Origin of the sequence: Cupriavidus basilensis, from assembly GCF_008801925.2 — a bacterium.
GTDB classification, from domain to species: Bacteria; Pseudomonadota; Gammaproteobacteria; order Burkholderiales; family Burkholderiaceae; genus Cupriavidus; species Cupriavidus basilensis.
Window position 1 is genome coordinate 33463 of the sequence record NZ_CP062805.1, and the last position, 18924, is coordinate 52386.

16 protein-coding genes and 1 pseudogene are annotated in these 18924 nt (G+C 58.3%); 7 read left to right on the top strand and 10 right to left on the bottom strand.

The features are described 5' to 3' along the window. Window positions 1-15: 15 nt before the first annotated feature. Both F7R26_RS35755 and aceE read right to left on the bottom strand, forming a co-directional pair. Window positions 16-1332 carry a cytochrome P450 gene (locus tag F7R26_RS35755; RefSeq protein WP_081050313.1) on the bottom strand — a complete coding sequence of 439 codons (1317 nt, stop codon included), beginning with the start codon at window positions 1330-1332 and terminating at the stop codon, window positions 16-18. 114 nt (window positions 1333-1446) lie between these two features. Next, a pseudogene (aceE, locus tag F7R26_RS35760) lies at window positions 1447-1803 on the bottom strand (pyruvate dehydrogenase (acetyl-transferring), homodimeric type); the annotation flags it as partial. A gap of 151 nt (window positions 1804-1954) precedes the next feature. Here aceE and F7R26_RS35765 point away from each other — a divergent pair. Further along, window positions 1955-2398, top strand: coding sequence for a MarR family winged helix-turn-helix transcriptional regulator (locus F7R26_RS35765; protein ID WP_043355349.1), 444 nt, complete (start codon window positions 1955-1957; stop codon window positions 2396-2398). 357 nt (window positions 2399-2755) lie between these two features. Here the strand turns inward: F7R26_RS35765 and F7R26_RS35770 are convergent, their stop codons facing one another. The 4 genes from F7R26_RS35770 to F7R26_RS35785 all read right to left on the bottom strand — a co-directional run bounded on the left by F7R26_RS35770 (window position 2756) and on the right by F7R26_RS35785 (window position 7812). After that, window positions 2756-3775 carry a LacI family DNA-binding transcriptional regulator gene (locus F7R26_RS35770; protein ID WP_058698231.1) on the bottom strand — a complete coding sequence of 340 codons (1020 nt, stop codon included), beginning with the start codon at window positions 3773-3775 and terminating at the stop codon, window positions 2756-2758. 129 nt (window positions 3776-3904) lie between these two features. After that, a complete protein-coding gene (locus F7R26_RS35775; RefSeq protein WP_043355346.1) occupies window positions 3905-4891 on the bottom strand; it encodes a Bug family tripartite tricarboxylate transporter substrate binding protein in 987 nt (328 codons plus the stop codon). A 58-nt stretch (window positions 4892-4949) separates the two neighbouring features. After that, window positions 4950-6173 (bottom strand): CaiB/BaiF CoA transferase family protein, encoded by a 1224-nt coding sequence (locus F7R26_RS35780; RefSeq protein ID WP_058698232.1) that lies wholly within the window; start codon window positions 6171-6173, stop codon window positions 4950-4952. A 34-nt stretch (window positions 6174-6207) separates the two neighbouring features. Beyond that, entirely contained in the window at window positions 6208-7812 is a 1605-nt protein-coding gene (locus F7R26_RS35785) for an FAD-binding oxidoreductase (protein WP_043355342.1), read from the bottom strand. Window positions 7813-8284: 472 nt separating this feature from the next. Here F7R26_RS35785 and F7R26_RS35790 point away from each other — a divergent pair, with 472 nt between their 5' ends. The 6 genes from F7R26_RS35790 (at window position 8285) to F7R26_RS41220 (ending at window position 14760) form a co-directional block, all read left to right on the top strand. Further along, window positions 8285-9166 carry a LysR substrate-binding domain-containing protein gene (locus tag F7R26_RS35790; RefSeq protein WP_058698233.1) on the top strand — a complete coding sequence of 294 codons (882 nt, stop codon included), beginning with the start codon at window positions 8285-8287 and terminating at the stop codon, window positions 9164-9166. 332 nt (window positions 9167-9498) lie between these two features. Next, entirely contained in the window at window positions 9499-11010 is a 1512-nt protein-coding gene (locus F7R26_RS35795; RefSeq protein ID WP_043355338.1) for an FAD-linked oxidase C-terminal domain-containing protein, read from the top strand. Between the two features lies 1 nt (window position 11011). Then, entirely contained in the window at window positions 11012-12085 is a 1074-nt protein-coding gene (gene glcE, locus F7R26_RS35800) for a glycolate oxidase subunit GlcE (protein ID WP_058698234.1), read from the top strand. Window positions 12086-12095: 10 nt separating this feature from the next. Then, on the top strand, window positions 12096-13355 hold the full coding sequence (gene glcF / locus F7R26_RS35805) for a glycolate oxidase subunit GlcF (protein WP_043358198.1): 1260 nt from the start codon (window positions 12096-12098) through the stop codon (window positions 13353-13355). A 127-nt stretch (window positions 13356-13482) separates the two neighbouring features. Continuing rightward, window positions 13483-14007, top strand: a complete 525-nt coding sequence (locus tag F7R26_RS35810) for a gamma carbonic anhydrase family protein (protein WP_058698235.1) — start codon at window positions 13483-13485, stop codon at window positions 14005-14007. Window positions 14008-14394: 387 nt separating this feature from the next. Beyond that, window positions 14395-14760 carry a MarR family transcriptional regulator gene (locus tag F7R26_RS41220; RefSeq protein WP_224040759.1) on the top strand — a complete coding sequence of 122 codons (366 nt, stop codon included), beginning with the start codon at window positions 14395-14397 and terminating at the stop codon, window positions 14758-14760. Window positions 14761-15017: 257 nt separating this feature from the next. Here the strand turns inward: F7R26_RS41220 and F7R26_RS35820 are convergent, their stop codons facing one another. The 4 genes from F7R26_RS35820 to F7R26_RS35835 form a co-directional block, all read right to left on the bottom strand. Further along, entirely contained in the window at window positions 15018-16445 is a 1428-nt protein-coding gene (locus F7R26_RS35820) for an NAD-dependent succinate-semialdehyde dehydrogenase (protein ID WP_058698237.1), read from the bottom strand. 62 nt (window positions 16446-16507) lie between these two features. Continuing rightward, window positions 16508-17476, bottom strand: coding sequence for a Bug family tripartite tricarboxylate transporter substrate binding protein (locus F7R26_RS35825; RefSeq protein ID WP_043355327.1), 969 nt, complete (start codon window positions 17474-17476; stop codon window positions 16508-16510). 31 nt (window positions 17477-17507) lie between these two features. Then, entirely contained in the window at window positions 17508-18704 is a 1197-nt protein-coding gene (locus F7R26_RS35830; protein ID WP_058698238.1) for an NAD(P)/FAD-dependent oxidoreductase, read from the bottom strand. After that, window positions 18704-18901: a ferredoxin gene (locus F7R26_RS35835; protein WP_043355325.1), complete on the bottom strand. Its 198-nt coding sequence runs from the start codon at window positions 18899-18901 to the stop codon at window positions 18704-18706. Before F7R26_RS35835 ends, F7R26_RS35830 begins: the two co-directional genes overlap by 1 nt. Window positions 18902-18924: the final 23 nt, after the last annotated feature.

Sequence of the window (18924 nt, forward strand, 5' to 3'; positions counted from 1 at the left end):
TTCGCCGTAGTGGATTTACCAGCTAACGGGCAGTGCCCTAACACCATACATGAGCGAATCGCTCTTGAACGCGAGGCTCTCGATGGGCACGGCCAGCCGAAGATTCGGCAGGCGCTTCAGTAGGGCGGTGAACATGATCTGCATTTCGACTCTGGCGAGAACTTGTCCCATGCACTGATGCGGGCCGTATCCGAATGCGATCTGTGTCCGGGCATCACGGCGGAGGTCAAAGACGTGGGGATCTTTGAACTGCTCCTGGTCGCGATTTGCGGAAATACTAAGCACGACAACGGGATCACCGGCTCGGATCAATTGCCCATTCACGACAACGTCCTCCAGTGCGACACGTCGCGTCCCGGACTGTATGACATCCAGGAAGCGTAGCATCTCCTCCACCGCGTTTGGAACGAGGCTTGGATTCTGGCGAAGCTCTTCCCAGATGTCCGGCCTCTGAAGTAGGAAGAGCACCCCCATCGACGTCGTATTTGCCGTCGTCTCGTGCCCGGCAATCAGCAGAAGCCTTCCAAGCGAGACCACGTCTGTTTCAGTGATATCGCCCTTCCGTACATGATTAACGATAAGGCGACTGAGGATGTCCTCCCCGGGGCTTTCGGATCTCTTCGCCACCAGTTCACGCAGGTATTCGCACAACGCTTGATTCGCGGCGCTAGCCTCTTCCCTCGTCGCGGTGCTCGACGTCATGATCATCGCCTGTTCTTGGAAGAAGTCGTGATCGTCGTATGGAACACCAAGCAACTCTGAGATAGCCAATGCTGGTGTCGCCAATGTAAAGGCGCTAACCAGGTCAGAAGGCTGCGGCCCCATCGCAAAATCTTCCAAGAGCTTGTCCACGATGGCCTGAAGTCGCGGCCGCAGATTCTCGATCTTTCGGATCGTGAATTCGCCGGTCAGCATCCGCCGTTGCTCTGAATGCTTGGGTTCATCCAGGGTAATGAAGGTCCGGTTACTACTCCGAACAACCTTTACTGCGGCGCTGGAAGAGGGAAATCCCGGATGTGAGACGTCGGAGCTAAAGCGAGAGTCCGACAAGACAGCGCGAACATCGTCATAACGCGTGACAAGCCAAGCGATCTTTCCGTCCCAAAGCTTACCTTGTGCCAATTCGCCCTTCTGTTGCATCTGGAAGAACACCGGCGGCGGCGCCAAGGGATCTACGCGCTTAGGGGGGAAATCTGGGATTCCGCCGCTGTCGCCCTCAGCGTGAAAAGGACACGCTGATTTCGGCTCGTTCGCAGCCGCATCAAAAGGACAGCGCCCTTCTACCGCGGAAGATGGGTTGGAGGAAGGGGTGGGAGCAGGCGACTCCGTCATGGAAATATCTCCGAGGGCGATTGGTGGCTAATGTTAGGTAGCCTACCTATGTGGCGCAAAGGGGGTTTACCCTCAACAACAGAATCGAAGGTCGACCCGTAGACATCAGAAGAAAGCGGAGAACCCATATGTGGCGATATGCCCGCCGACGTTGGAGTGCTTGCCCGCCCGCAACACCATCGCCATGGCATTCCAGCGCGCCATGGCGGCCAGTCGGCGCTCGATCGAGGTGTCGCCTGGGTACGGCTGCTCGCCCGATTCGGCAATCGTATTGACGTAGGGCGTCGTGATTGCGCCATGGAAATCCCCGTGTCGGGCCGCGTCCGATTCATGCAGGCGGCCGATCAGGTAGTGGGCGCGTTCGCGGCCTTCCACTTCGGTCACGGCGGCCAGGGCCTCAATCCATTCCTGGGTTTCCTGCGGGTCCACATCCAGCGGCAATACGTGTAGCGGCAACACCGGGGCATTCATCTCTGTCTCCATGGGATTGACGGGGCTTCGGTTCGCATCAGGCCCGGTCGGATAGGCGTGGCCATTGCGCTTCAAATGAATTGCAGTTGCAATCGTCTGGGCATTGTGAGCGCTCTGCGGCATAATTGCAACTGCAACTATTGGAGATACCATGTCGACTGAGAAGCCGGATTTGTGGTTTTCGTTTGTACGGTCGCACCGGGCCTTGATACGTGAGGTGGATCGGCGTCTTGCCGAGGCTGGACTGCCAGTCTACGCGTGGTACGACGTGCTGTGGGGGATTGAAAGCGGGCCGGAGGAAAGCCGCCGGATGCATGAGCTGGCCGATGTGCTTGCCATCGAGCGGTACAACCTGACTCGCCTGATTGACCGGCTGGAGCGTGAAGAACTGGTGACCCGTATCCGGTCAGAGGAAGACGGCCGCGCCGCGTTCGTGTCCGTCACACGGCAAGGTAAGGCCTTGCGCAAGAAGATGTGGGGCATCTACGAGGCGGCGGTCAAAGAACTGTTTCTGGCCGAGTTCCGGCCGGAAGACATCGGGCGATTTTCTCGTGCGCTGGATGCGGCGGCAGCCAAAGCGGGGTGGCCGAAATAGGTTCGAACTCCCTTTTCGTGCGGTGACGCTTCTGGCTCGCGCCGGAGGGGACGAATGTGTCCGCTTTTTGGGACACGTTCGACTTAGTTGGCAACGGCGGTACCCTGACGCCTCAATCAAAGGTCAGTGGCATGACCGGCGCTTACCGACCCACCCTAAGCGGACATCAGGATGGAGCAGAGACTGATATCCATTAGGCGCCCCGCATGACTGAAGAATTCCCTCAGAACGTTGTCTGCAGCGCTTCATTTAATAGCTGGACAACGTATGCTTCGACCGCTTTGTGCCCGGTGAGGGCCTAGCTAGAGCGACGGCTGAGTTCCGTCCGTAGCGACAAAACGTAGTTTGGCTCACCAACTATCGGGGCGGCGCCGTACTTTCGCGAACTACAAGGTCAGGCTCGAACTCGGTCTGATTGCGTTTGGACCCGCCTTCAATCTGATCAACCAGGTTACGAGAAGTAAGTTCGCCAATCAGAACGGGATTCGAGTGTACGGTCGTGAGTGCGGGCGTCATCAGTTCCGCCATCTGCCAGTCGCCGAAGCCTGAAACTGAGATGTCGCTCGGAACCGATAGTCCCAATGTGCGGCACTCCGCGATCGCTGCCACAGCAACGAAGTCATTGATGCATATCAGGGCAGTCGGCTGTTCCTGATGCGGCAGCGAGTCATTACGCTCGAGACAGGTCCGAACCGCTTGCCGGACGGCAGATGCTTCGTACGGTGTCGGGAGAATGCGGTCGTCGGGTATCGAAATGCCGTTCTCACTGAGGACGTCTTGGATGCCCAGAAGTCGTTGAGAGGAGAGAAATTGAGTCTCTAGTGGCCCTGGGAGGACGGCAAACTTTCGATGTCCCTGTTTGACCAAATAGCTCGTCAACCTGCGCATCGCCAAGCGATTGTCATATCCCACCGTGGGATGCATACCCTCACGATCGACGGCCCACATTAGGACATACGGAATGGCATGCTTGTGGATTAGCGAGAAGACGTCAGGGTGATGCTGTGACCCGATAATGGCGATTCCGTCGACTCTGCGCTCCAAAAGCGCGCGCGCGCAGCGTAGTTCTGTCTCACTGTCGTCCCGGTGGCACGTCAATAAAACGGTGTATCCGAGCCGATCGAGCTGCGCCTCTAAGGTATCGACCGCTTTCGCGTAAAGCTCGTTCATCAGTGTCGGCGCAATGATGCCGACCGATCGCGTGCGCCCTTGACGCAGGTCCCGAGCCGAGGAAGACGGGACGTAGTTGAGGCTTGCGATGGCGTTCTGCACGCGCTCCAGCGTGTCAGGTCGCAGCCGATCCGGCGATGTCAGTGCACGGGAGACTGTTGCCGAGGAAACGCCGGCGAGGAGGGCGACTTGCTTGACATTCACCATATCGGATCAGCGGTTATCTTCAGCCTGGGATATCGGCCGACTGCCGTCATTGTAACGACCTTGGTAGTCCACAGGCAGTTTCCGTCGTCGGGGGGTATCCCGACGACGGACCGGCATTCCCGGTGAGGGCTAGTCGAGCCGGACCTTTGCTGAATCAGCCACGCGCTTCCATTTCGTAACTTCGGTGCGCAGAAACGCATCGAATGCTTCCGGGGTGCCGCCTGCGATCTGCGCGCCTTGAGCCATCAGCTTGTCGCGGACCTCCGGATCCTGAAGGGCTTTGTTGAACTGGCTGTTCATCTTAGCAACGATGGCTGGTGAGGTCCCGGTCGGCACCATAAATCCACCCCAAGAAACGGCTTCGTATCCGCTTATCCCGAGCGCTTCATCTACCGTCGGCACATCGGGCAGTGCCGGCAATCGAGTCTTGCTCGTGACCGCAAGAGCCCTGAGTTTTCCACTCTTGACATGTGGCATTCCAGCAAGCGCGGTGGGAAGGGCAACATTGATCTGCTGACCGAGCACGTCTGTGAGCGAAGGCGCGTCTCCCTTATAGGGAACGTGGTTCATCTTGACGCCAGCCATGGTACTAAGGAGTTCCCCGGCCAGATGGCTGCCCGAACCGTTGCCTGCAGATCCAAAGGTAATCTGTCCTGGCTTGGCCTTTGCTAATGAGACCAGTTGGCGCAGGTCCTTCACCGGCGAATTTGCTGCCGTGACGATAATGAGCGGCACCTTTGTCACCAAGACAACTGGCGTAAAGTCTTTCAGCGTGTCATAAGGAAGTCTCCCGTATACGGCCGGGTTGATGGCATTCGGCCCAAGGTTGGCCATCAGCACGGTGTAGCCGTCAGGCTGCGCCTTCGCAACGGCTTCATTAGCGATGATGCCGTTTGCGCCAGGCCGGTTCTCCACAACAACAGACTCTCCCCATGCCTGGCTAAGCTTAGCGCTTAGGAGCCTGGCGGTCACGTCTGAGGCGCCGCCAGGGGGATAGGGAAGAACGACCCGAATCGGCTGGACCGGCCATTCCTTAGCGTGGGCGGCGGCCAGACCGATGGTCAGTGTCACTCCGCAAACGGCTAATGCCCCCGCAATTCGTAGCAATCGATGCATGTCTGTCTCCTTTGAACGTGATCTTTATGGTGATCACTGTGGTCGGGCGGATTACACGTCAGATCGTCCCATCGCGGCGCATTGCCTCAATTTGCTCCACAGACTTCCCGAGCTCATTTTTCAGGATGGTTTCAGTGTGTTCGCCCAGCGCTGGGGGCGCGCGAAGGTAGTCGATACTGCTGCGAGAGAACTTGATAGGGTTCGCAACCTGGGGCGCGCTTGCACCGCTGCTGTGGGGCAAAGAGAAAACCATTTCACGCGCCCGGATATGGGGATCCTCCAGTGCTTCTGGAATGCTCTGGATCGGGCCACAAGGTACGCCGACCGATTCCAGCAGTTTGAGCCACGTGTCTCTCTCTTCTTCTTCAAAGCGAGCCGAGAGCACCTCCACAAGACTTTCACGGTTCTTTAGACGATCCGCATTGCGTCGATAGCGGTCATCATCCGGAAGATTGATTAAACCCAGCGCTTCGCACATGGCTCGGAACTGCCGGTCATTACCGACTGCTACGATCAGAGAGCCATCGCTTGCAGGGAATGACTGATAGGGTGCGAGATTGGGGTGCGCGTTGCCCCAACGACGCGGGTGGCTCCCGCCCACCAAATAGTTCGAGGCCTGGTTTGCCAGCCACGCCACCTGCGTATCCAGCAGGCTCATATCGACGTACTGCCCGCGGCCACTGCCGACTCGCTCAAATAGCGCGCTGACAATTGCAACGCTTGCATACATGCCAGTCATCAAGTCCGATATGGGCACCCCGCATTTTTGCGGGCCGCCACCGGGGACGCCGTCGCGCTCGCCTGTGATGCTCATCAGCCCGCCCATGGCTTGCACCACGAAATCGTATCCAGCCCGCTTGCGGTATGGGCCCGTCTGCCCGAAGCCGGTGATGGAGCAGTAGACGAGCCGAGGATTGATCTCACTCAGGGTCTTGAAGTCCAACCCGTAACGTTGCATATCGCCGAACTTGTAGTTCTCAACGAAGACGTCGCAATCTTTGACTAGCTCGTGCAGCAAATCCTGACCGACCTTGCTGCTGACATCCAGAGTGATCGAACGCTTCCCGCGATTGGCGCAAAGGAAGTACGCCGACTCTTCCGTCGTCGTGCCATCCTCACGAGTAAGGAAAGGCGGGCCCCAAGCTCGCGTGTCATCGCCGGTGCCGGGACGCTCAACCTTCATCACGTCAGCGCCCAGGTCGGACAATAGTTGCGTGCTCCAGGGTCCAGCAAGGATCCGGCTCAAGTCTAGGACCTTGATACCTGCAAGGGGGCCTGCCATATCTCCTACTCCTCTTTTTTGAGTTTCTAACTAATTAGCTCGGGTCGAACAGCACGCCAGGGTTCAAGACCTGGTGCGGATCAAAGGCCTGCTTGGCGGCCTTTAGCGCGGTGCAGAACAGCTCCGGCCGTTCCTTGTCGTACCAAGGGCGATGGTCCCGACCAAGCGCATGGTGGTGGGTCACCGTACCGCCTGCGTCCACCATGGCTTGCTCTCCAATGCGTTTGATCGCTTGGAACTGCTCGGGCAATCGAGCCTTATCGCCATAGGCAAACCACGTGAAATATGGCGCAGGGCCATCAGGGTAGAGGTGGGTAAAGCGGCAAGTCACCGAACCCGGGCGGCCGGTAACTTCGCGAATGGCCCGATGCGTTTCTGCCTTGACGTGCGCGTGAAGAGCGGCGAACTTGTCCCACGTGCACGCGGTTTCCATGGTCTCGCGCATGACGCCGCGAGCAATGGCGTACTCGCGCAGGTATGGGCCGCGCAGGAACTTGTTTCGCCAGCTCGATGTCGCAGCGTCCGCACCACCTTGGTTTCCGCTGACCGGATCATCGTCCCATTCGCCGCCGCACTCCGCGCAAATTTCCAGTGCTCGCTTCAGGCGTGCCTCGACCGGGTGGTCGGCGGACTCGAATCCCAGCACGAGAATGTCATAGCTGCCGTCGCTCGAACCCGTGTACAAGGCTTCTTCGCGTTCCACAAGGCGGGCATTGGCAGGGTTCAGTCCAGATTGAGACAGTACCCGTGTGGCCTCGACAGCGCGCGCATAGTCACGGAAACGTACGGTCACCTGCTTGCGGAAGACCGGCCGGCGGTGAAGCTTGACCCACGCCTCGGTAATGATGCCCAGTGCGCCTTCGGAGCCGAGGAAAAGTCGATCCGGATTGGGTCCCGAACCCGATACCGGGAAACGTCGGGATTCAATGGCACCCTGGGGCGTTACCACTCGCATGCTCTCGACGTGGTCGTCGATCTGAGTGAACGCGGTCGCAAAGTGGCCTGCTGCTCGCGTTGCGATCCAACCCCCCAGTGACGAGAACTCCCACGCTTGCAGGAAGAATCGCATGGTCAGGCCGGTGGGCTTGAGCTGTCGTTCCAGCTCCGGGCCAAGGACGCCCGCTTGAATGCGCGCGGCCTGCGATGTTTGGTCTACCTCCAGCACTTTGTTGAAGTGCTTCATGTCGATGGACACCACGCCACGGTAACGATCGTGCTCGGGCGGATTCACGCCGGCCACGACGCTGGTGCCGCCGCCGTACGGAACTGCAGCAACGTTCTGGCGCCCGCACCAGTCGAACAGGTCCACGATGTCCTGCTCAGTGCGCGGGTAGGCGATGACGTCCGGCGGGTTGGAAAATTCCCGGCGCATTGCGCGCGCAACATCCATGGTGCCCGCGCCGTAGGTGTGATACAGGCGGTCGTAATGATCGCTTGTGCAGATTTCGCGAAGCGACGCGGGCAGCTGTACGCGAGGTTTGCGCAGCGAAATTTCTTCGGGCGTCGGAAAAGGTGTCGCTTCGAAGTGCTCGACACCCAGCAAGCGTGTCCACGCTGCCTCGAACTCCCGGATTTCGTCCGGCGTGACGGTGTCACCCTCATAGCCCCACCCGTAAAACTTACGACGACGTTCCTGCATTGTTGCCTCCTGTGTGATGTGGTAATCGATTACATACGTTACGGTAACCTGCGTCAGAGACTGTAAATAACCAATGCCAGTACGGTGATGAGGCGAAAACAGCACTGCGTGCAATCGATTACATAAGTTTAGATTGGTGCGGCATAATGTCAAGCAGTTAACGCAGTCGCGGCCATGGGTTGGAGCAGGAGTCGACGAAGAGGTCGGATCGCTAAGAGACCTTCCCGCGGCGAGGTCACTGTGGGTTGGAGAGCGACTTACTTGGTGGTCTTCCCTTGCAGGGCGTCAGGTACGTCCTTGCCTGAGGACCCAGTGAGTCGATCCTGAGCAAGCAATCTGGGGGCGCTTGCTCGTTGCAGCGTTGGCATGGTGCTCGAGCGACAGAGCAGCAAGAAGTGTGGCCGCTCCCTAGGCCTCAAGCGATGACATGCGGCATATCCGCCCTGGGTAGCCCACCAAACGGAGAGAAGATATGGCCCTGCAACACATCCCGCCCATTCAATGTCTTGTCACCTTCGAGACGGTTGCAAGGCTTCGGAGCGCCACACGTGCCGCCGACGAGTTGTGTGTAACAACCAGCGCCGTGAGTCATCGAATCCGCCAGCTTGAATCTCACCTCGGTGTTGAACTCTTCGGGCGGAGTGACTTCACGCTTTCTGCACATGGTGCAGCGTACCTGGCGAATGTCCGAAGCGGCCTCGCTGCGCTACAGCAGATGCCGGTCAAAAATGGAAAAGCCTCTTCCACGCGACTGCGGGTCGCGGTGACCCCAACTTTCTCCAGGCAGTTCCTGATGCCCAAACTGGAACTGTTCCGCAACAAGTATCCGGACATCGACCTTATCTTGCAGGTCTCCATCCCATTCCTGGACGTCACAGCCGAGCCATCCGATTTGGAAATCCGGTACGGCGCGGGCGGATATGCGGACGTCGATCATCGCGTCGTTCTCTCGGAGGAGGTGGCGCCGGCTTGCAGCCCTACCTATCTCAACGAGTTCGGCCCCTTCGAAGGCTTCGAAATGGCGGGTGAAATCGACCAGGCGCGTCTGATACGTAGCCCGCTTGAGCCTTGGACGACATGGTTCTCCGCATGTGGATTGACGAGAACGGAGCCGCATGTGGGCGCTCAATTCAACGATCTAGGGCTTCTCTATGACGCAGCCGCGTGCGGGTTCGGCGTGGCACTAGTGAGGACCCGTATGGCGCAGTCATGGCTAGAGGGGGGGCGACTCATCCGCATATCGGATCGATCCGTGCCTTCACAGATGGCGCACTACTTATGCTGGGAACCTGGGGCCCTGGAGAGATGGGAGTGCGCCGCCTTTATGGAGTGGCTCACCGACTCGCTAAGTTGAGCGGCCCAAACACGGCAATCAAGTTTTCTGCAACTCAACCGCAAATAACTCTCAACCTGCTATATCGCGTGATTGTCTACAGTCAAGTCATGGCGTCTCGTCGACGCCTTTGACAGAAGTGTATTAGAACCTCCCCACACAATGCATCGCATTCATCGCTCAACGTTTGAGCCTCAGCGCCCGGAAGCAACGCTCCGCCTTGGAGCTGCAGCATCCGTCCAGGCTGATTGCGCGGTTCGCCGGCTCGCTACGGTCGCGCCGTCGCTCCGCACTGATTATCCAATAGACCGGCACAGCACGACGCAGCTTCATCGCACCAGGAGGGCAAAGTCATGAATGCGACGCGTGACGGCTGGTTGGCACATCCTACTGACGCTGAGCGGAGGGAAGCCCGGCGTGCGGAAGTGGTTTCCGCGCTAGAAGGCGTGCTGCCTAGGGACCTTATCCTGTCGCAGCGCGAGGACACCCAGCCATTTGAATGCGATGGCCTTACGGCCTATCGGGCGCAGCCGCTCGTCGTGGTGCTTCCCGAAACAGAAGAGCAGGTTGTTGCCATTCTGCGAACGTGCAAGACGCTCGGTGCGCCCGTCGTGGCTCGGGGCGCAGGCACGGGATTGTCAGGCGGTGCGCTCCCACATGAGATGGGCGTGCTCCTTTCGCTCGCTCGTTTTAACCGGATCGTCAGGGTAGATCCTGTGAGTTGTACCGCAGTGGTCCAATGCGGTGTACGCAACGCCGCAATCAGTGAGGCAGCCGCTACGTATGGGCTGTACTACGCCCCCGATCCGTCCAGCCAGATTGCCTGCACGATCGGTGGAAACGTGGCCGAGAATTCCGGAGGCGTCCATTGCCTCAAGTACGGACTCACGTTGCAGAACGTAATGAAAGTACGGGGATACACCATTCAGGGCGAGGCGATAGAGTTTGGATCGGAAGCCCTTGATGTCCCTGGGCTCGATTTGCTCGGCGTCGTTGTAGGCAGTGAAGGGATGCTCGCAGTGACATTGGAAGTCACCGTCAAGTTAATTCCTAAGCCAGAACTTGCGCGATGCATCGTTGCAAGCTTCGACACCGTCGAAGCCGCTGGTGACGCCGTAGCCAACGTCATCGCGGCCGGCATCATCCCAGCCGGCCTGGAACTGATGGACAAGCCGATGACCGCCGCCGTAGAGGACTTCGTGCATGCTGGCTATGACCTGGACGCGGCCGCAATCCTATTGTGCGAGAGTGATGGGACGGCGTTGGAGGTCGAGGACGAGATTGTGAAGATGAATGCCGTCCTCACCGCCAGCGGGGCCACTCGTCTTGAAGCAAGTCAGGACGAGGCGCAGCGTCTTCGTTTCTGGAGCGGGCGAAAGAATGCATTTCCCGCGACGGGGCGCATGAGCCCGGATTACCTGTGCATGGATTCCACGATTCCTCGCAAGAGTCTCGCTGCGATCCTTCGAGCAATCAGCGAGATGGAGGTGCGCTATGGGCTTCGCTGCGTGAACGTGTTCCACGCCGGCGACGGGAATCTACATCCGCTGATCCTTTTCGACGCCAACAATCCCGAAGAACTGCACCAGGCGGAGCAATTCGGCGCAGAGATTCTGGAAACAAGCGTCACGCTTGGCGGGACGGTGACCGGAGAGCACGGTGTGGGCGTGGAGAAGCTGAACTCAATGTGCGTTCAGTTCTCAGGCGCAGAGCGAGAACAAATGTTTGCGCTGAAACGTGCATTCGATCCGCAATCGCTCTTGAATCCTGGGAAGGTAATTCCGACGCTGCATCGATGTGCCGAATATGGTCGCATGACTGTTCGGCGTGGGATGCTGCCGCATCCAGAAATCCCGAGGTTCTAGAATGACGACGATCCCCACGGAAGTGTCTCATCTGATTGAGACAGTCCTGCATGCAAGAAAAACGAAGACCTCTCTCAACATCGTTGGCGGCGGTACGAAATGCTTCTACGGTGAAGAGCCGTCGGGTGAACCGTGTGATGTCCGGCGCCTCAGCGGAATTTGCAGCTATGAACCGTCTGAGCTGGTTGTCACCGCTCGTGCAGGCACACCGCTAGAAGAACTTGAGGCCGTGCTGGCCGAGCACAATCAGTACCTTGCCTTTGAGCCGCCACGCTTTGCTAAAGGAAGTACTGTCGGAGGAGCGGTCGCGGCAGGTCTGAGCGGGCCAGCACGCGTCGGGGTAGGGTCCATTCGGGACTTCGTTCTCGGCGCGACCATGATTAACGGCAAAGGCGAGCTTCTGACATTCGGCGGGCAAGTGATGAAGAACGTTGCCGGTTATGACGTTTCGCGTCTCCTGGCCGGCTCAATGGGAATACTCGGTGTTATCTGTGAGGTCTCGCTGAAGGTTCTGCCCATTCATTCATCGAGGATCACCCTGGTCATCGAACGCGACGAAGCAGGGGCGTTGTCTCTCTTAAACGGGCTGACTCGGCAAGCATTGCCAGTCAATGCGAGTGCCTGGCACGACGGAAAGCTGTTCCTCCGACTGAGTGGTGCAGCCTCTGCTGTCACGGAAGCCAGAAAGCGTTTGGGCGGGACTGAGCTGGAACCAGACGAAGCGTTGTCCTGGTGGGATGCCGTCCGCGACCACCGCCACGACTTCTTTTCACAGAGCGACGCGCCTCTCTGGCGTGTTTCCGTTCCGGCAGTCTCCCAACCCTTCTTGGCCGCGAATCAGCTTATTGAATGGGGTGGTGCATTGAGATGGCTATACACCGACGATCCCATCGAGGACGTTCGGGAAATGGCGTCATCGCTTGGTGGTCACGCCACGCTGTTCAGGGATCCGCATCATAGGAGCGGCGTGTTCACGCCACCGAGCGATGCGCTCTTCGAGATTCATCGCAATCTCAAGCAAGCGTTTGATCCCGATGGCATCTTCAATGTTGGTCGGCTCTACCCCGGCCTGTAAGGGGCTCCATATGCAGACAAAACTAAGTCATGAGTTTGCCAACACTCCAGAAGGGGCGGAGGCCGAAGAGATTCTGCGCAAGTGCGTGCATTGCGGCTTTTGTACGGCAACGTGTCCGACTTACCTGCTTCTGGGCGATGAACGTAACGGACCCCGGGGACGCATCTACTTGATGAAGCAGTTGCTTGAGGGGGAAGAGGTCACAGCAAGCACCCAACAGAATCTAGACCGCTGCTTGACGTGCCGGAACTGTGAAAGCACCTGTCCCAGCGGTGTCGAGTACGGCAAGCTAGTTCACATTGGGCGGAAGCTAGTCGATGAGCGAATTCCTCGTCCGCCAAAAGACCGCGCGGTGCGTTGGCTGCTGCGTGAGGGGCTAACTTCGCCATTGTTCTTGCCGGCCATGAAGATTGGCCGAATGGTTCGGCCGCTACTTCCTTCCAAGCTCGCCAACAAGCTTACGCCGAGCAGACCTGCGGGTCAGCGCCCAACGCGCCGCCACGCCAGGAAAGTGCTCATGCTCGAAGGTTGTGTGCAGCCGGCGATGATGCCGAACATCAATTCTGCGACCGCGCGGGTACTCGATGCAGCCGACTTTCAGGTTGTAAGTGTTCCTCGAGCCGGTTGCTGTGGCGCGATCCGGCTGCACACCGGAGATCACAAGGGCGGCCTCGATGATATGCGCAGAAACATCGACGCCTGGTGGCCGGCGATTTCCAGCGGTGAAGTCGAGGCAATTGTCATGAACGCGTCCGGCTGCGGCGCGACCGTGAAGGACTACGCCGACTTGCTAAAGCATGACGCGGAGTACGCCGAGAAGGCAGCTCGGGTTAGCGAGTTGACCCGCGACCTGAGCGAATTGCTTCCTGAACTTCTGCCAAGACTGCGCGGCAAAGTCAAAGCGTGCGACAAGCCGGCCTTGGCGTTCCATCCGCCGTGCACGCTGCAACACGGCCAGAAGCTGCGGGGAGTGGTGGAGGAGCATCTGGGACAGTTGGGCTTTTCCGTTCATCGTGCCAGCGTGGAGAGTCACCTTTGTTGCGGCTCAGCCGGCACCTACTCCGTTCTGCAGCCCGAAATTTCACTCCAGCTCAGAGACCGCAAGATCGAGCATCTGAGCGAGAAGCAACCTGACTGCATCGTGTCCGCGAACATCGGTTGCATCCAGCATTTGCAAAGTGGAACGCCCACGCCAGTAAAGCACTGGATCGAGGTACTGGATGATGCAATCGAGCCGGCAGTCCAACCAGAGGAACAAGTATTTATCTAGCGGCAGGGCAAGAAACGGCGTCGAAGTCGGCACGGGCTGCGAGAGCGGCCCATGCAGTAGTGTTTCGCCTCCTGCAAGTAACGCGGTCGGCGAAAAGTTAGTCACATCAAGATAAGAGGAGCATTTTGTGGCGATCTATCGAATTGGAGAGAAAGAACCGACAATTCATCCGAGCTCGTATGTATCCGAGCATGCGGTAATCATCGGCGACGTGGAAATCGCCGAAGACGTGTCCATCTGGCCCGGCGCTGTGATCCGCGGCGACAATGAAAAGATCACGATTAGGCGAGGCGTGAACGTCCAGGAGGGGGCTGTGTTGCACACCGATCCTGGCTTTCCCGTCGAGGTAGGCGAGATGGTCTCCATTGGACACCAGGCGATGCTTCACGGTTGCAAGGTCGGAGCACGTAGTCTGGTCGGCATTCAGGCTGTGATCCTGAATGGATCCGAACTCGGACAACAATGCCTCGTGGGGGCCGGATCCTTGATCGGCGAGCGCAAGAACTTCCCGGCAGGAAGCTTGGTCATGGGCACACCTGCAAAGCAGGTACGTGAACTAACGGAGGAAGTCAAAGCTGCGATCGAGAAGAACGCTGACGACTACATTAACAAGGCGAAGACGTACAAGAAGGACCTGGTCAAGCTGAGTTAGCAAGCTCCGCGCGTCGGCGGATCAAGCGTCGACGCCTTGAGACGAGAGCGCCAGCCAGCGCCTCGTCTCGTCATCCCTCTCCATCAAGATTGGTGCTCCGGCCATCGCGAACGAACGCGACAAGGCCCGGCCTTGAGTTGCTACCCGGCCACAGGCACAGAACCCCTTCACGCGCCGCCGCTGTCTGCGTGGTCGCTACCCTCACCAGTCGGACCATATCGACTCGGTGCCTCCAGGTACTTCGCGCGATCATTCTTCACTGAATCGTTATATCATCTGCTCAGTGATTGCCCCCTTTTTGTAGACATGACAGAACCTACGGTTGAAATGCTTGCGGACGAACTTAGACCCCGCTTGATGCGGATCGTTGTAGCGCTGCGGCGGGAAATGAGAGCGGCGCACGTGCCCCCCGCGCAGAGCGCTGTTCTTAGTGCATTGCTCGTAAGAGGGCCGATGCGAGTTAGCGATCTGGCCAGGAATGAAGGCGTCAGATTGCCTACGATGACGCAGATTGTCGGGCGGATGGTCGACGCCGAGTTAATCGCGCGCTCCGCACCCGTCGGCTCGTACAACAACATGATTCAGATTACTGATGAAGGCCGGGCTGTGGCCGGCAAATTGGCCGCACAGCGGACGGCGGCACTGGGCAAGCGCATGGAGGGATTGACGCCCGAGGAGTTGCAGACGGTGATCGCGATGTTCCCCATCATCGATAAGATGTTCAAAAGAGAACCGTGGCTGGACCACGAGTAATACCAACGAAATCTTCCTGGAAGACGACACGATTCGAGAAGGCTTATCGCTAGCCGGCCGCGCTTGCGCTGCAACTGCGGAGCCATGCAGGGAGTTGTCAGAGTCGCCGAGAGCAACCGCATCGCCCAATATGGGCCGCACTGCCGCGACCTATACGCTAATAAAAAAGGCGCCTAACACTCACTTAGGCGCCAAAACCTGACTGGGAACGTAGCTTCGGGGGAAAGGGCGACGTATCGCCCTTTGCGGCCCCCGATCTACACTTGAGTTACAAATTTCGTGACGAGATAGCCGTCGAACGTCTCGGTCCCACCCTCACTCCCGATACCGCTATCTTTAATGCCTCCAAACGGTGTTTCGGCGAGAGCGCTTCCAAAGTGGTTGATGTTGACCATGCCGGCCTCAAGGCGGGTAGAGACAGCATGCGCTGTCTTCGCTGACTCGGTAAACACGTAAGACGACAGGCCGTAAGTCAGTTTGTTCGCCCGTGCCAGCACCTCATCCAGATCGTCGAATGCTACAACCGGGGCGACAGGGCCGAATGGCTCGCAAGTCATGAGCATGGAGTCGTCTGAAATGTCTATAACGACGCTGGGCGCGAAGAAATGTCCTGTGTCGCTGCACCTGGTCCCTCCCACGACAACCTTTCCGCCGCGCGCTTTGGAGTCGGCAATCAACCCTTCCATTGCAGCAACACGGCGTTGGTTTGCGAGCGGTCCCATCTGTGTCGAGCTGTCTATACCGTTGCCGACCCGCACTGCGCCAATGACGTCCGTAAAACGCCTGAGGAACCTATCGTAAGCCCCGCGCTGGACGAAGAAGCGGGAGGGCGAGACGCATACCTGACCAGCGTTTCGCAGCTTGTAGTTTGCAAGCATCTCGGCGGCGGTATCGACATCCGCATCGTCGAAGACGATTGCAGGGGAGTGACCACCAAGCTCCATAGTGATTCGCTTCATATGGAATCCTGCGAGAGCTGCTAGTTGTTTGCCAACAGCAGTGGACCCCGTAAAGGAGATCTTCTGGACCAGCGGAGATGCAATGAGGTGTGCTGACACCTCCGCCGGGACGCCAAATACAATGTTTAAGCAACCAGGAGGAAGGCCCGCATCATGGAACAGTTGAGCGATCGCCAGCACGGCACTCGGCGTCTCTTCTGGTCCCTTCAGAATGATCGTACAGCCTGCGCCAAGCGCGGCAGAGATTTTCCGGATCGCCTGATTGAAGGGAAAATTCCAAGGGGTGAAGGCTGCGCAGACTCCGACCGGCTGACGTAGCACGAGCTGGCGGACGTTAGGGTTGCGGCTGGGGATCACGCGGCCGTAGATCCGCCGAGCCTCTTCTGCATGCCAGTCCGCATGCTCTGCACAAACCGTTACTTCGCCCACGGCTTCGTGCAGAGGCTTCCCCTGGTCAATGGTCATGTTGCGGCCGATTTCCGGCGCCCTTTGACGGGCGAGCTCCGCAACTTTACGCAAGATTGCACTGCGTTCCAAAGGCGATGAGTCGCGCCACGTCAGGAAAGCTCGATGAGCCGCCTCGACGGCGGTGTCGAGGTCCTCGCGGGTGGCGAGCGGCAGTCGCCCAACGACCTCCTCCGTCGCAGGGTTGACTACGTCCTGGTGTCGCCGGCCTTCAATGCCGAGAAATTCGCCATTGATGTAAAGGGATAATTCTGGATACACAGCGTGTACTCCAATGACTAAGAGGTTAGCTACGAAATTCTGTGCTTGTGACGGAGGTCGATCTATTCGAGCTTAAAATCACCGACCTTAATTACTGCATCAATGCTCTTCTTGCGCTGCTTAAGGTAGCCCTCGAAATCCTCCGGGGACTGCGTAATGACTTCCATTCCAGTGCCTTGCATCCGCGTGCGAAGCTCGCCGTTCTTCAAAATCGTAGCGACATCGCTCTGCATTTTTTTGATTGCGTTCTGGGGCATCTTGGCAGGCGCATACAGGGCGATGGTTCCCGTAAGCTGGACGTCAATCCCCGCTTCCTTGAATGTAGGGACGTTTGGCAGCATAGGCGAGCGTTCTGGCGTCGACACGGCAAAGGCCTTCACTTTTCCAGCCTTAACGAGTTGCGCGATCGGTGCCATATCGATCATGAGCATATCGATCTCGCCTGAAACGATAGCGGGGACACTTTGCCCAGCACTCTTGTAGCCGACTGGGGTCATCTTTACCCCGGTCTTTTGCGCGAACTCCTCCATACCGACACGCATGCCCAAGTTGGCCCATCCGTACGTGAACTTCCCGTTGGCCGCACGAGCTGCCTTAATGAGGTCAGCGAGGTTGTTGTATGGCGCGGAAGCCGGGGTCACCACAACGAGTGGGGTTGCGGCTAGCCCGCTCACAAGGGTGAGTTCCTTGGTGGGATCGACAGCAACAGTGGGGCGCAAGTTTGCGTCGATGATCAACGTGGACGGGGGCATGACCAGAAGGATCGAACCGTCCGGTTCAGCTCGCGCGACAGCCTTGCTGGCGATCGCCCCGTTTGCGCCTGGCCGATTTTCGACGATTACGGGCCGATTCCAGATTTTTGCCAGCTCTTCGCCAACTGCGCGTGCAACTACGTCGGTGCCACCGCCCGGTCCGTAGCCAACAAAGAGCCGGACCGGCAACGGGCCAGATTGCTGGGCGTACAGGATGGAGGGCAGGGCCAGGGAGCAGAGTAGGACTGCTCTGCGGATAGCCGAAGCGGGTTTTGTCATGTTGTCTCCTCTTTTATTATGAAATACAGCCTTAACCTGCTACCGCAGCTGGAGCGTGGCTCTTCGTCCACTCCTCCTTCAACGGCTTGATGTGCTCACGCGCTTTTCTACTGGCGTTCCAACTAAGAACGCCCATCAAAACGTCTCCCTGGTAGTAGCGAAAGATGCAGGAGTCGTCTTTCAGTTGATCCCCTTCGACAACTTCAACGGTGTATTGAGGGCCGATGCGTCCGTAGCTGTGGATTTGGACCTGGTACTGATCCGACCAGAAGAACGGCAGCGGAGCGTATTCAACGCGAGAGCCGAGCATGTTCTTTGCCGCGGCCATCGCCTGTTCGCTTGCATTCGTCCGGTGTTCAATACGCATGTGCTCGCCGTAGCCTTTGTGAAACCACTCTGCAGCATCGCCGGCGGCATATACGTTCGGGGCTGCTTCACAGTATTCATTGCAGACTACGCCGCTGCGGATGTTTAATCCGCTGCACCACTGCACGCTGGGAACTGCGCCGATAGCCACAACAATTACGTCGCAAGCAATCACAACCCCAGTGTCCAAGCGGACTTCGGTAATGGTGCGGTCACGCCATTTCACCTCCCTGAGTTCGCAGTCGTTGTGGAAAACCACGCCGTTGGCTTCATGGAGTTTTTCGATCCGCTTCCCAACGATATCCCCGACTCGCGCCCCGAGAGGAACTTTCGACTTGTCGATGACGGTCACCTCACAGCCGCTGGTCTTTGCAATCGCCGCTAACTCTGTGCCGATGAAGCCCGCGCCGACTACTAGTACCCGCTTTCCGGCAGTCAGATGTTCCCGAATCGCCAGCGCGTCGTTTAAGTTGCGCAGGCTGTAGCAGTTCGCCGCCTGGCTGAGGTTGGGAATCACTCGAGCGTCCGCGCCCGTGGCGATCAGCAAGCGATCATATTGAAGTGTGGAGCCGTTGCTGAGTTGCAGTGAACTGGCGTCCGTATCGAGGCCGGTGGCCGATGTCCCGTCCAGGTAGTGCAGGTTCAGCGCCTTCATGCCGTCTTCGGACACAAGGTTGAGCGCCTCTACCGGACATTCTCCTGCCATCAGCCGCTTTGAAAGAGGAGGGCGGTCATAGGGCATGCCGCCTTCCTTTCCAATCAGCGTGAGCCGCCCTCCCCAGCCCTGTGCGCGCAGCGCTCGTGCTGCCGTGATGCCGGCGGCCGAGGCGCCGGCAACGACGATGTGCTCGGGGGAGTTCATCACTGATCCTCGTGAATCTCGATGGCGAGCGCTGGGCAGATGCCAGCCGCCAGGCGTGCTGATTCGAATTGGTCAGCCGACGGCTCTGCGTTCAAGAGAATGACGATGCCATTGTCCTTTTGGTCGAACAGATCCGGCGCGTTGACGACACATTGACCAGAACCGCAGCACTTTTCGGGGTAGATTGTGATTTTCATGATGCTTCTCATTTAAGTCGGGA

What these genes read in the sequence shown, in the direction of transcription:
- F7R26_RS35755 (WP_081050313.1), bottom strand. Translation starts at nt 1,332, where the DNA reads ATGACGGAGTCGCCTGCTCCCACCCCTTCCTCCAACCCATCTTCCGCG.
- F7R26_RS35765 (WP_043355349.1), top strand. Translation starts at nt 1,955, where the DNA reads ATGTCGACTGAGAAGCCGGATTTGTGGTTTTCGTTTGTACGGTCGCAC.
- F7R26_RS35770 (WP_058698231.1), bottom strand. Translation starts at nt 3,775, where the DNA reads ATGGTGAATGTCAAGCAAGTCGCCCTCCTCGCCGGCGTTTCCTCGGCA.
- F7R26_RS35775 (WP_043355346.1), bottom strand. Translation starts at nt 4,891, where the DNA reads ATGCATCGATTGCTACGAATTGCGGGGGCATTAGCCGTTTGCGGAGTG.
- F7R26_RS35780 (WP_058698232.1), bottom strand. Translation starts at nt 6,173, where the DNA reads ATGGCAGGCCCCCTTGCAGGTATCAAGGTCCTAGACTTGAGCCGGATC.
- F7R26_RS35785 (WP_043355342.1), bottom strand. Translation starts at nt 7,812, where the DNA reads ATGCAGGAACGTCGTCGTAAGTTTTACGGGTGGGGCTATGAGGGTGAC.
- F7R26_RS35790 (WP_058698233.1), top strand. Translation starts at nt 8,285, where the DNA reads ATGGCCCTGCAACACATCCCGCCCATTCAATGTCTTGTCACCTTCGAG.
- F7R26_RS35795 (WP_043355338.1), top strand. Translation starts at nt 9,499, where the DNA reads ATGAATGCGACGCGTGACGGCTGGTTGGCACATCCTACTGACGCTGAG.
- glcE (WP_058698234.1), top strand. Translation starts at nt 11,012, where the DNA reads ATGACGACGATCCCCACGGAAGTGTCTCATCTGATTGAGACAGTCCTG.
- glcF (WP_043358198.1), top strand. Translation starts at nt 12,096, where the DNA reads ATGCAGACAAAACTAAGTCATGAGTTTGCCAACACTCCAGAAGGGGCG.
- F7R26_RS41220 (WP_224040759.1), top strand. Translation starts at nt 14,395, where the DNA reads ATGAGAGCGGCGCACGTGCCCCCCGCGCAGAGCGCTGTTCTTAGTGCA.
- F7R26_RS35825 (WP_043355327.1), bottom strand. Translation starts at nt 17,476, where the DNA reads ATGACAAAACCCGCTTCGGCTATCCGCAGAGCAGTCCTACTCTGCTCC.
- F7R26_RS35830 (WP_058698238.1), bottom strand. Translation starts at nt 18,704, where the DNA reads ATGAACTCCCCCGAGCACATCGTCGTTGCCGGCGCCTCGGCCGCCGGC.
- F7R26_RS35835 (WP_043355325.1), bottom strand. Translation starts at nt 18,901, where the DNA reads ATGAAAATCACAATCTACCCCGAAAAGTGCTGCGGTTCTGGTCAATGT.